Below are 15,131 nucleotides of genomic sequence, written 5' to 3'. Positions count from 1 at the left end.
AATATAGTTATTGGGAACACCTGACGTGAACAAGCACCCTCTTTCTTCTTTTTTTGCTAAGAGTAATGCGCGATACGGAGACCATCGAATGACTTTAATTTACTTTTCTGTAATGTTCAGTTCACTGCTTAGTTAACTGTTACTTTTGAAATCTCATTTTATTTTCAAGAAAGTTAAGTGTTTCTTCTAAAATTTTCAGTGAGTTCTTATCCCCATCATTCCACATTTCCACCGTGTAGTTCCCACGGTATCCTTGTTTACGAAGCAAGTCCCCTGCTAATTCAAAATCCACCTCTCCATCACCAAATGGAACTCTTCTGAACTCATCTCTTCGAGTATCCTTAAGGTGAATACATAATGTACGACCTACAATATTCTTAAGTTCCTCTGTTAAAGACAATCCGTTCGCAACTAGATTCCCAATATCAGGGTATAACTGAAGCCATGGTGATTTTACATCCTCTATAATATTTATAGAGTCCTTTATAGATAAAATATCTTTGCCATCCATATTTTCAAGTCCCAACATAACCCCATTCCATGCTGCGTAGTCACTAACCTCCTTAAGTCCTTCTATAAATCGGTCCCTCTCATTCCCATCTCGAGAATCTGAAAAGAATGTATAATAACCAGCTAGTTGAATAACAGGAATATTAAGGTCAAAAGCGAATGTAATTGCTTTTTGTATAATTTCTTTGCCTCTACTTCTTATGTTAGGGTCTTTGCTTCCGAGAGGAAATGAACGGTTCGCACTTAAAACAATAGAATAGATATACAGCTCTTTTTCACTCATATAAACTTTTAATTTTTCTCTCTCACACTTAGACATTTCTAATCTTGACAATCTATCTGAGGAGTCATCAATAGAAATTTCCAAGTAATCAAATCTTGTTTCCTCAACTGCTTTCAATAGTTGGTATAAATCAGTATCATCAGAAAGGGCTTTTTCATAAACACCAATTTTTATATTTGTCATGAACTTTTCTCAACGCCTTCCCCAAGATTGCGGAGTTGCTTCAATAATTGTTCCCCCACCAATCCTTTTGAAATCCTTACACATTCCAATAGCTTTATCTACACTAGTTAAATGATGGTTTCACCCTCGCCCTGTGAGTTTGTTAATAAGTGCTCATGTCCCATTATGAATGCCATCTCTTTGTAACAATATCTCCCAAAAAAGTACATACTTTAACCTTCTAATATTTTTCCTGTTATTTTATCGAACAATGTCATCTGGTTTTTTTTCACCTAGTAACTGATTTAATTCTTCCACATTTGTATTTACTATTTCACCATATTGACTTAATGCTAAAGCTGAAGTGACCATTCCATATTTCAACCCTTTGGCAAAATCTCCTTGTAACCAACCATGTAAAACGCCAGCAGCAAGCCCGTCGCCAGCTCCAATTCTATCAATAATAACTACATCACGGGCTTGCTCTGAGTAAATTTTCCCGTTTTCCAAGCCCATCGCTCCCTCAGAACCTCTAGACATAACCACTTTATTGGCATTCGATAAGATTTGAAGCTCTTTTATAATTTCTTCATCCGTTCCACTGCAATTAAATACAGTTTGTGCATCTCTCTTATTACAAAATAGAATTTCTACATTTTGGATCATTGGTAGTAAAGTGTTGCATGCTTTTTCCTTGGACGACCACAGATTATTACGATAATTAACATCAAAACTCACTTTAACATCATTTCTATGAGCTTTTTCAATGGCTTCTCTAGCAATCTGTAATGTGTTTTCTGATAACGGAACTGTTATACCAGTTAAATGTATAATTTTAGAGTCTAATAAGTATTCCCAATTAACTTGTTCAGAAGTTATTTTTGTAAAACAAGTGTTTTCTCTATCAAAAATAACCTTTGTTGACCTAGGTTGCTTTGCATATTCTACGAACAATGTAGCAACTCTTGAACCTTGTGACCAGTATATTCCTTCCACATTAATTCCGTGGGAGCGATATTCATTTCTAATACGTTTTCCAACAGGTGTTTCAGGCAAAGAACTTATCCAGCTTGTTTTCCAACCTAATCGAGATAATCCTCCAACCACATTCGCTTCAGCTCCAGAAATACCAACTTGAAATTCACTAGCAGTGTTTAAACGACGTCCTTCTCCAACGGATAAACGGATGCTTCCTTCACCAATAGTAGTAACATCAAATCGCTTTTCCAACATCTCGGCCTCCTTTTCTTGGCATATTTTCACTTTAATAATCATTTATTCATAATTTAACCTTGTAATGAAAACGCTTTAAAAGTAAATAACAGTAACGCCTTTTCATAGATTCCTAATTGCATTGTTTGCATCAGTAGTACTTTCATCATCCAAACACACGAATGATTTCTTCTTTATACTCTTTCGCCGCCTGAAAAGGATCAGAGGAATTAGCGATTCTCCTTCCGGCAATAAAGCAATAAACCGGAACATCTTTAAATAGTTTAATTTCGTCAACAGATAATCCTCCGGTTATACTCAATTGAAACCCTATATCTGCTAAATTCTTTAGTTCGTTGATGACTTCTGGGCTCCACTTTACTTCTTTCTCTACCACCTCATTAGAACGATGATAAATTAACTGAGTAATCCCCAAAGATCGCCAGTATTCGGTTTGTTCGCTTGTAAAGGATTGATTTATTTCTATCTGAACATCTTTGTTTCCATGCAATTTTAATTCCTTAACTACTGCTTCAATCGTTTCATTTGAAGCGTCACTCATGACCGTTACCCAATCAGCGCCGGATTCGAAGGCCAATTTCGCCAATTTCCCTCCGGCTTTAATAATGCGAATATCCGCTAACACGATATGGTCTGGGAATAGACTTTTCATAATATGAACCGCATTGATTCCATTTTCTACAGCCAGAATCGTGCCCACTTCCATCACATCGACTTGTAATTGGGCTTTTTGAGCAGCAGCTAAAGAACTCGACAAATCATGATTATCTAAAGCTAATTGTAATTTTGGTCTGCTCATTTTGGCACCTCTATTTTTTCATTTGATAAACTCTTGCAGGGTTATGAATCATAAACTTATCAAGCACTTCTTGACTAAGTCCTTCATCAAGTAACCTTGGTAAGAAACGTTCTTTAATCCAGTTAAATCCTGGCCCATATCCATATACTTTATGGTGGGATCTTCTTCCCATATCATTGGAAAGCATAATCTGATCTTCGTAACCGTCTTCAACTAATTGTTTTAATAAATCAACACGTAATTGGTCTGGATAATATTTAGCTTTACCTGGTCCATCATAAATAAGATTAGCACCTTTTTCTAGCAATTTACGGTGATACCATAGGTCAGGGAATCTATCAATATGAGCAAGAATCATGCGACTTAGATCAAAGTTTTCCTCTTCTAGTATTTCTAAAATCTCAATGCCCATTGTTCCCGAAGTAGTATGAGAATGCATGCAAGCACCTGTTTCAGTAGCAACTCTTGCACCAGCTCTCATTACCTTTTCTTCGTTTGGAGTAATATGATTGTATGATGCACCACATTTAACCCAACCTGCTTTAATTGACGTTCCATCCATTCCTTTTGTTACATCGTTGTACATCCTGTCGGCAATATCATCAATGGTTAGGTGGTCTTCTTTTTCTGTCATACCACTATCTTGGTTCATGTACCCAGTACAAGCAACCACATTTACACCAGTCTCTTTCGAAGCGAGATACATTCCGGGTGTGTCGCGCCCCCAAGATTCTGGCGTTGCTTCGATAATAGCTCCACCACCAATTTCTTTAAATTCTTCCAACATTTGTATTGCTTTAGGGAAATCGTCTAAAATGTGATCCTTATTGTCTTTTTCTCCTCCACCATAAGGTTTCGTTAGGATATGCTCATGAGCCATTGTAAATCCCAAATCTTTTGCGTCAATATCACCTAATACTGTTCTTATTTTTCCTTTTGCCATTAGATAATCCCTCCTGTTTTTTTTGAACATATGTGCATCTTAGTGGACATATGTTAACAATATATTCACTATAACATAAAAACAGCGTTTACAAAACACTTTTTTCAAAAAAGTTATATTTTTTCTAAGATTAAATGTTATGGATGTTTAATCTTTAGAAATTTATTATTCCTAAGCATCTGGATCTGGCTATTGTTCTTTGTATAGCTTTTCCAAAAGATGTGTGGTGGTAAACAGTTGTCATTTATGATCATTCTCGAATGATCTCTGCCACTTTTTACCTTCAGCTCGCTTCCTTTAGATTCCACGTCGCCATGGACACTCTTGCGTTAAGCTAGTTCTTACTTCTACCTTCACAGTTCGGGACTCACGACGCCCATGCTAGGCACAACAATGAGACAAACCGTGCCAATTATTTTGGCACGGTTTTCTCTTATGTTTCAATATTTGAAGTTTGCTATTCAGATAGTTTTTTATCCCAAAATGAATTGAAATTGTTTTAATACTTTATCTATGTCCTGTCTTGAAACTTGGTAGTGAGTCACCATACGTACCTTTTTCAAACCAATTTTCTTTACGTAAACGTCATTTGCCTTCAGTTTTTCTATTAATTGGTCAGCATTCCATCCTTCTTTTACAACTTCAATAGACATAATATTACTCTGACACTGTTCTGAGTTCATCTTAATACCGGGAATTCTATTTAGACCATTATAAAGTTAGTTCGCCAACTGGTTGTCTCTGTTCATTTTGTTAGTCATTAAAACAGGTACTGTTCGAGCTTTAACTTGGGAAAGCGTGGCTAATTCCGCTACTACTTCAAGATTGAATAGATGAGATCCCTGTCCATGATTGTTTCTTGCCCTCTATTTATCATTCCCATTACTGCAATTTGGTTTGCCAACGTTCTTGAAATAACCAATATCGCACCTCTTAACCATAAAATCTGCATAAAAATGATTAAAATAAATACTTTGATCACTTACCAAGTGTAGCTGATCTAACCATAAAAGGATAACTAACTAAAGCACATTTTCAGCTAAAAAAGGAGTAAAGAAGGTATCTTTATTATAGAATAAATCTTAGAAAAACCGTACGGAAATGTATATGCTGCACGGTTACTGATAAACACATCGTATCGTCTCACTAGTCCCTTCACTACTTATTTTTCATTGCTTCATATGTGTTTCCTTTACGTGTTTCTTCTGCCCATTTTTTGGATTCAATGCCTGGTATCTTATCTTCACCTAGTAACGGATCTTCCGTATTTTTCATCCAGTTACTTACTTTTTCCCGTAATTGTTTTGCCATTTCTTGATAGGCAGGATGATCAATAACATTATTATACTCCATGGGATCTTTCTTCAAATCGTACAGTTCTTCAGGTTGGTTTGGAACGTAAAAGTCTTCTCTCACGTCTGGTCCGGATAAACTTCTATGGATGTCTACTGGCATATAGACGGCTGGACCCTCTTCAAAGTTTTTTACATACTTGTAATCATTTGTTCGAATCCCCCGCATCGGATGATATTTATCATGCCAAGTTAGTTCACAAAAGAATTCATCACGAATCACAGTAGACTCACCTCGCAATAATGATGCAAAACTTTTCCCATCTATGCCCTCCGGGATAGGAGTATTTGTTAACTCTAAAATCGTTGGCATCATATCAATGTTACATAACATATCATTGATGATACGACCACTTCCCAATAATTTAGGACTATAGAACATAAGTGCTGTTTCCAGACCCGCATCCTTCAATGATCCCTTCGCTCTTGGAAAGGCAATTCCGTGATCCGTAGTAAACACAACGATTGTATTATCTTCTAGTCCTGTTTCTTTCAGCGTCTTTATAATTCTACCTACAGCTTTATCAAGCACTTTTACAGACCCATGAAATTGGGAGAGATCTTTACGAATGTTTGGTGTATCAGGTAGATATTCTAATACGTCAATATCATTTATGTCATCTGCATAGGGTTCATACTCGTCAAATGATCGATGGGTTTCCCAAAAACCAACGTTAACAAAGAAGGGTTGATGATCATCACTATCAGCTTTTTCATTTAAAAATTCAATTGTTTTATCTGCTACTTGTGGAGCACGTGACCCCTCTACCGGTTCATATCGTTGATAGCCTAATTTATTTGTTGAGCTATATAGACCAAGTGCTTCTTCACCAATTGTCTCATGGCTAAAACCAATTAAAGTAGTTTCATATCCATTTTTGCCCAATTCACCTGGCATTGTTTTGGTTCCTTCACTTATATGAAAATTAAGATGTGCTAGGCCAATCAAACCATTATTATGCGGGTAAGCACCAGTTAAGATACTCCCGCGGCTTGGACTACATTGTGGTGCAGGGCAGAAATACTGGTCAAACTTAACCCCATGTTCAGCTAACTTATCTAACTCAGGTGAATCTACTTCATGCCCATATGCCCCTAAATATCTTCCTGTATCATGCGTAATCATAAAAATAATATTTGGTTTCTTCATATCTAGTCTCCTCCTATTATTCATGTGATTCTAATTCCTCTTCTATTTCTGTTTTAATAATCGTTACATGTGGACCATAAATCACTTGAACGCCTCTACCTTTGACAAATACACCTTTAGCTCCAGATTTCGTTAAGCCATCTTTGGAAACAACTTCACCATTTTTAACGGTAACACGTAAGCGAGTCGCACAATTATCTACATCCTGAATGTTTGCTTTACCGCCGAGCGCAGTAATAATGGCATCTGCCCTATCTGAACCAGCGACATTAACTTCTTCCACAGTCTCTTCTTCACGGCCAGGTGTTTTAAAATTAAACTTTTTTATTAAAAATCTAAACACGACATAGTATGCTACGAAAAACGCAATTCCAACTAACGGAACTAAAATCCAATTTGTCTTATCATTTCCTTGCATAATTCCAAACAATGTAAAGTCTATCAGCCCTGCTGAGAATGTCATTCCAATTGTTATATTTAGGATATGGGCGATCATATATGAAATACCCCAGAATACAGCATGAACAAAAAATAGAAGTGGCGCAACAAATAAGAAAGTAAATTCAAGTGGTTCGGTAATTCCAGTTAAAAATGATGTCAATGCACCAGTAAATAAAAGCCCGCCTACGACTTTCTTATTTTCAGGTTTTGCAGTATGATACATCGCAAGTGCTGCTCCTAATAAACCAAACATCATTGGAAAGTATTTACCGCTCATAAATCTTGATGTGCCAACATAGTAATGTTCTACATTGGGGTCAGAGAGTTGGGCAAAGAAAATATTTTGGGCGCCTTGAATAACATCTCCGCCAACGGTCATAACACCGCCCAATCCGGTCTGCCAAAATGGTAAGTAAAAAACATGATGTAAACCAAGTGGTCCTAGTAACTTTACGATAAAGCCAAATAGGAATGTACCAAAATAGCCTGTTTTGTCTACTAAATCAGCCATACTAGCAATTCCTGACTGAATCGGTGGCCATATAACAAACATGGCCATTCCCAGAAAAATGGAAACTGCTGCAGTTATAATCGGGATAAAACGTGATCCACTAAAAAATCCTAAAAACTGCGGTAATTGTACTTTTCCAAACTTATTGTGTAAAAACGCTGTTAATAAACCCGCAAGAACCCCACCAAATACCCCGGATTCTAACGTTTGAATTCCTACCGCCATCCCTTGACCAGCTGACGATATATCTTCTGTAGCAAGCTTACCCGTAATTTCAAGCATTGCATTAATGGAAGCATTCATTACAAAATACGATAGTACGGCAGCTAATCCAGCGACACCTTTATCGGATCTAGCTAAACCGACAGCAATACCTATCGCAAATATGATTGGAAGGTTTGAGAAAACGATTTGGCCTGCTGATGACATGATGACAAACAAAGCCTGTAACCAGCTAACATCAAGGAATGGGTAATTTTCGACCGTTGCCGGATTTGAAAAAGCACCTCCGATTCCTAGTAATAGACCTGCTGCTGGAAGCACAGCAATGGGTAACATAATGGATTTCCCGAATGTCTGAAACTTACTGAACATTTTATCGAACATTTTGCTTTTCTCCTTTTCGTTTTGAGATGTATTTTTTGGGGACGGTTGATTGATTTCTTGTTCAAGCTGCTTATAAACTTGAAAAGAAGCCTTTTTGCCTAATATCAGTTCTACTTCATCTGACTGGTTCACTACACCATAGACAGATTCCGATCGTTTTAGTGAGTCAATATCTACCACATCGTTATCCGCTACTTTTATCGATATTCTTGAACCGTCAAGTGAAACGTCGCGGATATTCTTTATCCCGCCAACCCCGTCAATCATTTGTTTTGATAAGTCTTGGTGCAACTGAATCATCCCCTTTCCTTTAGAAAACAAAAAAGACCTAAAATGACTAAAGTAGTATAATATCCTTAGCGATTTTAGGTCTTGCCCATTACAGTCACAATCCCACGATATTTAATTGTAAAAACATAAATAACCTAAAAGGAACAAAGACATTATGATCGGCCTCATTCATTTTAGGTCTTGCCTGCTTTACCAGTAACAATCCTTCTTCTATTTAACTTTTTGCTATTATAGTAAGCGTTTTTACAATGGATGTCAAATACCTTATTTTTTATCTTCAATTAATCTTTGAATGTGTAAAGCAATATAGGCTACTTCAGAATCTGGAAAGTTCATATCATATTCCGCTTGAACGAACTGCGCAGCATGATGTGCACATAAGAAAGCCTTGTCATGTTTTCGCTTTATCATTATCATCATTTCCTCATCAAGTTGATGAAACGGCTCATCACTATAAAAACGGTTAATGGCAAATTCAAGGTGTGTAATCAACCGTTGGTAAGATAAACTTTTTTTATCTATTTCTATTTCCAGGTAACTGGAGATAATATCTACCATATCTAGTACAATAACCGTTTTATTAATTGTTTCCTCCACATTTGTGGACTGCATTTTTGCCGTATGAATATGAACAGCTATATGTGCGGCTTCGTCAATAGAAAGTTCAATTCCCATTTTTTCCTTCACGCGATAAATAGCCCATAATCCAATTTGAAATTCATCATCATATAATAATCTAATTTCATTCGTTAATTTATTTTTGACAACAATTCCTTTTTCAGTTCTTTCAATTGCAAAAGATAAATGATCCGTTAAGGAAATGTGGATATGGTGATTAAGGTCAACTCCCAGTTTTTCTTCCGCATAACTAATAATTTCTTCTCCTAGTAATATATGCGCTTCAGGTACGTTTTTTAATAGCTCTTCAAATTTTTTATTTCCCTCTTTTAAAATGAATACCTTTTCAACTTTACTTTCACTAATGATATCATTCTTGCCCTTCTGAAAAGCAATGCCTGGGCCCAATATAATTTTTTCAGTATCGCCGGCTTTAATGACGACAGCATTATTATTTAGAACACGATTTATTCTCATCATCCTTCCAACCTCCTTTGCAAATAAACTACTTGAAATAATAATGATTATTTTAAGATTAAAAAGTTAATCCACATCATAGCTAACAACTTCTGTTTTACCGGAAACCGCTTGGATCTCTTTCTCCGTTTTCAGGTTTCTAACATGGGTACTATCTGTAATAATAACAGGAGAAATGACACTTTTCACTTTCTTTTTAACCTCCTGGTAATCAAACGTTATTAATAAGTCACCCGCTTGTACATGATCACCTGCTTGTACATGTCTCTCAAAATGTTCCCCTTTTAATTCAACAGTTTCCAAGCCAACATGAATAAGTATTTCTACTCCGCCTTTTGATTTTATTCCAACGGCATGTTTGGTAGGGAACACTTGAATAATTTCTCCTTCGACCGGTGAAACCACATTGCCATCAAGTGGGTCAATTGCTATCCCATCTCCTAACATTTTTTCGGCAAACATGGGATCAGGTACCTTTTCGATAGAAATTACTTTACCTGATAATGGAGAGACCCACGTTTCGCCCGTATTTTTGTCTTCTTTGCCAAATAATTTCTTGAACATTTACTTATCCCCTTCTTCTCAAAAATAAAAAGACCTGCCCCCAGATAAATGCCGTTTATCTGAAAGTAGGTCTTGCCTGGGTTTCCCAGTCACAATCCTCATTATTTATTTTTTAAAGACTCTAAATTAGATAGTACCTCATCATCTCAAATTTGTAAATGAAAAAAACTTCAATCGTGGAATCTTCCATCGCATTCGTCATAATTGCTATTTACTTCTCATAAAAGCTACAAAATGGGTTAAAACTTCCTTACTGAAGCGTTGTGGTTTTCTCACCATCCACAAATCACGGGTGATGCTAAGATCAGCAATGCTAACCTTCGTTAATATTCCGTATTGAAGCTCCCTTTCAACTGTTAGCTTAGGTAAAATGCTTATACCTAAATTGGCCTCAACAGCACTTTTAATGGATTGTATACTACCAAGTTCCATGGATGTTTTAATTTTTTCCGACACTCCCATTTCTTTCAATGCATTTTCAACGATCAACCGTGTACCCGATTCTGCTTCTCTCCATATCATTCTTTCTCCCATTAGTTTGTTAACTGTTACCGCTTCTTTATCTTGCCAAGGGTGGTTTGAAGGCAATACAACCAATAATTCATCTTCAGCAAATCGTTCAACAAGCAATTCACTATTATTGACAGCACTTTCAACTAACGCGATGTCTATTTCCTTACTATCTAATTTCGACAAGATGTTAGGCGTATTTTCGATCGTCAAATTAAATTTATATTTAGGAAAGTTTTCCTGAAAGTCCCTCATTAATTTAGGTAACAAATAGTCGCCAATAGTATAACTTGCTCCTACATATAAAACGACTTCCCCATTCCCAGTTACCTCTTTAATTGCTTCTTGCGATTGTCCAAAGGTTTCGATAATGTTTCTTGCAAACGGATATAATGTCTTTCCCGCTTTTGTTGGAATGAGCTTTCCATCTGTACGTTCGAATAACAAAACATCATATCGTGCTTCCAACTGATGAATTTGCTTCGTAACGGCTGGCTGTGTGACATATCCTAGCCGCGCTGCCTTACTAATACTACCTTCATCTATTACGCGACAAAACATTCGTAAACTTTCTATATTCAAAGCGATATTCACTTCCTTATTTTTTTTCATGTATATGAAACGAAGTCATTACTTTTAATTATACCCTATAATAAAATAGACTTTTACTTTTCCGTTCTTTCTTGATAGTTTTAAATATATACACCATCATGAAGGAGACAGCGTAATGGACATCACTATCATATTTTTCCTTTTAATTATAGGAATTATTGCAGGCGGATATGGAACAATTGTCGGGGCAGGAGGTGGCTTCATCTTTGTGCCGGCTCTTCTATTGCTTTTAAAAGTGGAACCTGCAGTTGCAGCTGGATCAGGTTTGGTCATCGTGTTAATTAATTCTTTGTCAGGTGTTGTCGGATACACAAAACAAAACAAAATTAATTACCGCGTAGGAATACTCATTGGAATTGGGGCTTTACCCGGTTCTTTTTTAGGCGTTTGGTTATTACAAGTTTATGCTTCCGATTATTTTTATATCGTTTTTGCAACGGTTCTGATGCTTTTGGGCATTTTTCTATTTGCAAAAAATCTGCCTTTTAGCCAACGAATAAAAGAAACAGAAAATCAAATAGGCGCAACACATTCAGATCTTATATATGACGATCATGAAGACAAAATACGTATTAAAGCACAGTGGCTCATTCCACTCGGTTTTCTGATGGGGGTGTTATCTAGTTACCTTGGTATTGGCGGAGGATGGCTACTCGTCCCCATTCTCATCTATTTGTTCAAAATGCCTACCCATTTTGCAACAGCAACTTCTATTTTTTCCCTATGCATATACTCTTCCTTTGGTGTTATATCGCAAATTTTCTACAGTAACATCGATTGGACACTTGTAGCATGGGGTGGAGTTGGTATTATTATTGGTTCTCAACTTGGTGTCTTGCTAGCACAAAAGATTCCCGGAAAAATCATTATGCAAATGCTTTCATTCTTATTAATCATCATAGGATTTCGCATGTACTTTGGTTGAAACTTCGTCGCTCTTTTTTTATGAATTTAAGCCCAGGTGAGTCAGAAACCAAGTGTTATTAAGGACAACAAACATTACTAAATTAACTCTTTGGATCTTGTTCTATCAAGAAACTAATTCAAGCAATAAAAAACTCCATCGGTACCAACCCCGAAAGTCAGAATAGAAAATCTAACTTTCGGGGCTGTTTTAATGACCAAATGTAGTAAGTGAAGCATTTAAAATACAGCTTGTCACCTAGTATTTGTATGAGGATCCTGGATGTTCATCGCTGACGGAAAAAACAATCTGCCCAGTTCTACCCCATTTAAAAATTGGGTAAGATCTTATAAAGTGAGGTCATGAAGGGGGTGAAACGAGAGCCTGAGTAATAAACTGTCAAGCGTTTTTTGCACATCTAAATCCAAGATTCCCGGTTGAACTGTCCGGCGTATTGGAACTACGTGCAGCAACGCGATATCGATTACAGTAAGATTTGTGACAAAGATAGGATCCCCCACGCATTACTTTAGAATCCCCCTTATCGGGGCCCTTCGGATTTACTTGTACTGATTTATGATGTGAATTAGTAAACCAATCCGAACACCACTCCCAGATATTCCCGGAAACATTGTATAATCCATAATTATTTGGAGGAAAGGATTTTGCAGGTGCAGTTCCAACATATCCGTCTTCTTTTGTATTTTTCTTAGGAAATTCACCTTGCCATATATTACAAAGATGTATTCCATTAGGAGTTAAATCGTTACCCCATGGGTAAATATTCTGTATTAAACCACCTCTTGCGGCATATTCCCATTCAGCTTCTGTTGGTAGTCGTTTCCCAGCCCAATTTGAAAAAGCTATTGCATCATTCCACGATACATGTATTACTGGATGATCCATTCTATTTACAATACTGGACCCTTCCCCTTCTGGTTGATACCAGTTAACACTTTTAACTGCATACCACCAGGGGGTTCCCGGCAGTTGTTGGATAATACTGGACTTATTAAGGGGTAAAAAATGTTCAAAAACAAACGACCAACCAAATGCCTCAGCCTCGGTTATATAACCAGTATCATTAACAAATTGTTTGAATTCCTCGTTTGTTACGGCATAACTATCCATTTGGAATGGATTAATTCTCACATTACGTCTTGGTCCTTCACCATCTAATGGGAATCCTTCATCACTATCTGTCCCCATAATAAAATCTCCACCAGTCAAAAATACCATTTTATCCTCAAATTTAATTGAATCAACTGCAGTAACTTCTTTTACCCTAGAAGATGATGTTTGATTTATTAAGGATCTACTAACACTGCAACAATTACTTTTTTTATCTGAGTACATCATGACACTCCTATTCAACTATTATTAATATATCCAAAAAACATTTGAATTAGTTCGATTATTACAAGGACATATATATATAGCCTATTATACTGTCTATACTTTCTAATTGAAACGATAATAAAACGCTGCTTTGCTAAATCAAGACAAACCACCGATCTGTTAGCATTTTTTGATGATCCCATTTTATGAAGCTTTTCCCATAAGCGTCTGAAACATTAAAATCAGCCTGATTAGATGGTAGATCTGATGCTAAATATCCTACATCTTTCCAACCATAGGTGTCATTATCGCTTCAGGTGTAATTTCCTTTACACCTATGCCATATTACCCGTTTTCTATTGCAAAATATCTTAGATAATGCCGATATATTCTTAATCTGATAATCTTGTTTTATTTAGGAGTAATTAAACTTCCAATTGGTTCAGCATAAATTTGTCCATCTTTCATCACTATTGTACCTCTTACTATGGTCATAACAGGCATCCCTTTTATTTGTACCCCGTCATAAGCTGTTACTTTGCTTTTGCTATGCAGTTTTTCCTTTTTAATGATTGCTTGCTTGTTCATATCTACTATTGTTAGGTCAGCATCGGAGCCAACCTGAAGTGCTCCTTTTTGTGGATAAACCCCAAATTGCTTAGCTGGATTAGTTGAAAGCAACGAAACAAGTTTTTGAAATGTAATCTTTTTATCTGATACAGCATTTAGCATTAAAGGTGCAAGCGTCTCAACGCCGCACATGCCTGCAGGAACATTCCATAAATCCCCTTCTTTTTCCTCCGGCGTGTGTGGTGCGTGATCCGAACAGACAAAAGAAAGTGTGCCTTCCTTGATCCCTTCCCACAATCTATCTTGATCTTTTTTATATTTCACAAGCGGATATACTTTCATTGCAGGGCCTATTTTATCGTAATCTTCATTTGTTAAAAATAAATAATGTGGACAGGTTTCGGCCGTAATTGGATAGCCTTCTTCTTGTGCACGTTTAATTAAGTCAACACCTTCTGCTGTACTGACATGAAGTATGTGCAACCTTAATCCGGTCTTTTTCGCCATTGCAATTCCAGTTTGGATTGTTAATTCCTCAGCTAAATTAGGTCTAGACGCTAAAATAGTCTCATAATCACTTTTACCTTTTTTCTTCACTTTTGTAGTTAAATAGTTTATTAAATCACTATTCTCCGCATGAATAGCAAATGTTTTCCCTGTTTTCGCTACTTCTTCCATCATCTGATAAACTTCTCCATCATTACTAGGTGGAATAACATCCTTCATTCCCTTTACATAGTTGTAAATTAAACCATATGTATTTTTATTAACTGCATAGCCCCAAAAATATTTAAAACCGATAACACCTAATTCATTCAAATCTTGAAGTTCATTTATATTTAAATCACCTAAACAAATTCCCCATAATCCAAAATCGACATGGGCTTTCTTCTTTAAATTTTCTACTTGTTTATTAAAGTTTTCTGCGTTATTTATAGGTGGATTTGTATTTGGCATTTCAAACAACGTTGTAATGCCACCCGCTGCAGCTGCTTGGGTTGAATGATAAAAATCCTCTTTATAAGTTGCCCCGCCGTCTCTCGAGTGAACGTGCGTATCAATTAATCCAGGTAATATATATAAACCTTTAGCATCTGTTATTTCTTTTGCTTCTCCATCTAGTTTATCAGCTGATATAGAAGCAATTTTCCCCGCTTTAATGTATATATTTGCTTGATAAATAGCCTCTTCCGTTACAATCTCTCCATTTTCAATTACATGATCCCATTTCATTGGACAGTCCCCCTTATGTAATAC

The 15,131-nt window shown here is 36.5% G+C and carries 13 protein-coding genes; 1 reads left to right on the top strand and 12 read right to left on the bottom strand.

Annotated features, from left to right (window positions below; all coding sequences use genetic code 11):
* Positions 1–139: 139 nt before the first annotated feature.
* The 10 genes from JOC34_RS07110 to JOC34_RS07065 all read right to left on the bottom strand — a co-directional run bounded on the left by JOC34_RS07110 (position 140) and on the right by JOC34_RS07065 (position 11,032).
* The gene (locus tag JOC34_RS07110) at positions 140–976 is read right to left on the bottom strand and encodes an L-ribulose-5-phosphate 3-epimerase (protein WP_205136062.1); all 837 of its coding nucleotides are present in this window, start codon (positions 974–976) and stop codon (positions 140–142) included.
* A gap of 240 nt (positions 977–1,216) precedes the next feature.
* Entirely contained in the window at positions 1,217–2,185 is a 969-nt protein-coding gene (locus JOC34_RS07105; protein WP_205136061.1) for a sugar kinase, read from the bottom strand.
* A 148-nt stretch (positions 2,186–2,333) separates the two neighbouring features.
* Positions 2,334–2,987, bottom strand: coding sequence for an orotidine 5'-phosphate decarboxylase / HUMPS family protein (locus JOC34_RS07100; RefSeq protein ID WP_205136060.1), 654 nt, complete (start codon positions 2,985–2,987; stop codon positions 2,334–2,336).
* 10 nt (positions 2,988–2,997) lie between these two features.
* Positions 2,998–3,930, bottom strand: a complete 933-nt coding sequence (locus JOC34_RS07095) for a phosphotriesterase family protein (RefSeq protein WP_205136059.1) — start codon at positions 3,928–3,930, stop codon at positions 2,998–3,000.
* Positions 3,931–4,403: 473 nt separating this feature from the next.
* Positions 4,404–4,583, bottom strand: a complete 180-nt coding sequence (locus tag JOC34_RS07090) for a hypothetical protein (protein ID WP_205136058.1) — start codon at positions 4,581–4,583, stop codon at positions 4,404–4,406.
* Between the two features lie 505 nt (positions 4,584–5,088).
* Positions 5,089–6,432, bottom strand: coding sequence for a sulfatase family protein (locus JOC34_RS07085; RefSeq protein ID WP_205136057.1), 1,344 nt, complete (start codon positions 6,430–6,432; stop codon positions 5,089–5,091).
* Between the two features lie 16 nt (positions 6,433–6,448).
* Positions 6,449–7,990: a PTS transporter subunit EIIC gene (locus JOC34_RS07080; protein WP_205136362.1), complete on the bottom strand. Its 1,542-nt coding sequence runs from the start codon at positions 7,988–7,990 to the stop codon at positions 6,449–6,451.
* 555 nt (positions 7,991–8,545) lie between these two features.
* A complete protein-coding gene (locus JOC34_RS07075) occupies positions 8,546–9,376 on the bottom strand; it encodes a PRD domain-containing protein (RefSeq protein WP_205136361.1) in 831 nt (276 codons plus the stop codon).
* Positions 9,377–9,442: 66 nt separating this feature from the next.
* Positions 9,443–9,940: a PTS sugar transporter subunit IIA gene (locus JOC34_RS07070; RefSeq protein ID WP_205136056.1), complete on the bottom strand. Its 498-nt coding sequence runs from the start codon at positions 9,938–9,940 to the stop codon at positions 9,443–9,445.
* 207 nt (positions 9,941–10,147) lie between these two features.
* On the bottom strand, positions 10,148–11,032 hold the full coding sequence (locus JOC34_RS07065) for a LysR family transcriptional regulator (protein ID WP_205136055.1): 885 nt from the start codon (positions 11,030–11,032) through the stop codon (positions 10,148–10,150).
* Between the two features lie 145 nt (positions 11,033–11,177).
* Between JOC34_RS07065 and JOC34_RS07060 the strand changes: the two genes are divergently transcribed.
* Positions 11,178–11,987: a sulfite exporter TauE/SafE family protein gene (locus JOC34_RS07060; RefSeq protein ID WP_205136054.1), complete on the top strand. Its 810-nt coding sequence runs from the start codon at positions 11,178–11,180 to the stop codon at positions 11,985–11,987.
* 378 nt (positions 11,988–12,365) lie between these two features.
* Here the strand turns inward: JOC34_RS07060 and JOC34_RS07055 are convergent, their stop codons facing one another.
* A complete protein-coding gene (locus tag JOC34_RS07055; protein WP_205136053.1) occupies positions 12,366–13,325 on the bottom strand; it encodes a formylglycine-generating enzyme family protein in 960 nt (319 codons plus the stop codon).
* Positions 13,326–13,715: 390 nt separating this feature from the next.
* On the bottom strand, positions 13,716–15,107 hold the full coding sequence (gene allB / locus JOC34_RS07050) for an allantoinase AllB (protein WP_205136052.1): 1,392 nt from the start codon (positions 15,105–15,107) through the stop codon (positions 13,716–13,718).
* Positions 15,108–15,131 lie beyond the last annotated feature (24 nt).

The organism is Virgibacillus halotolerans (assembly GCF_016908515.1).
Taxonomy (GTDB): domain Bacteria; phylum Bacillota; class Bacilli; order Bacillales; family Amphibacillaceae; genus Virgibacillus_M; species Virgibacillus_M halotolerans.
Note: the sequence above shows the minus strand (reverse complement) of the source record. Positions and strands in the feature narration are given on the sequence as shown.

Excerpts from the sequence above, each read along its gene's own strand:
- JOC34_RS07110 (WP_205136062.1), bottom strand. The coding sequence starts at position 976 with ATGACAAATATAAAAATTGGTGTTTATGAAAAAGCCCTTTCTGATGAT.
- JOC34_RS07100 (WP_205136060.1), bottom strand. The coding sequence starts at position 2,987 with ATGAGCAGACCAAAATTACAATTAGCTTTAGATAATCATGATTTGTCG.
- JOC34_RS07095 (WP_205136059.1), bottom strand. The coding sequence starts at position 3,930 with ATGGCAAAAGGAAAAATAAGAACAGTATTAGGTGATATTGACGCAAAA.
- JOC34_RS07090 (WP_205136058.1), bottom strand. The coding sequence starts at position 4,583 with ATGTCTATTGAAGTTGTAAAAGAAGGATGGAATGCTGACCAATTAATA.
- JOC34_RS07085 (WP_205136057.1), bottom strand. The coding sequence starts at position 6,432 with ATGAAGAAACCAAATATTATTTTTATGATTACGCATGATACAGGAAGA.
- JOC34_RS07080 (WP_205136362.1), bottom strand. The coding sequence starts at position 7,990 with ATGTTCGATAAAATGTTCAGTAAGTTTCAGACATTCGGGAAATCCATT.
- JOC34_RS07075 (WP_205136361.1), bottom strand. The coding sequence starts at position 9,376 with ATGAGAATAAATCGTGTTCTAAATAATAATGCTGTCGTCATTAAAGCC.
- JOC34_RS07070 (WP_205136056.1), bottom strand. The coding sequence starts at position 9,940 with ATGTTCAAGAAATTATTTGGCAAAGAAGACAAAAATACGGGCGAAACG.
- JOC34_RS07060 (WP_205136054.1), top strand. The coding sequence starts at position 11,178 with ATGGACATCACTATCATATTTTTCCTTTTAATTATAGGAATTATTGCA.
- JOC34_RS07055 (WP_205136053.1), bottom strand. The coding sequence starts at position 13,325 with ATGATGTACTCAGATAAAAAAAGTAATTGTTGCAGTGTTAGTAGATCC.
- allB (WP_205136052.1), bottom strand. The coding sequence starts at position 15,107 with ATGAAATGGGATCATGTAATTGAAAATGGAGAGATTGTAACGGAAGAG.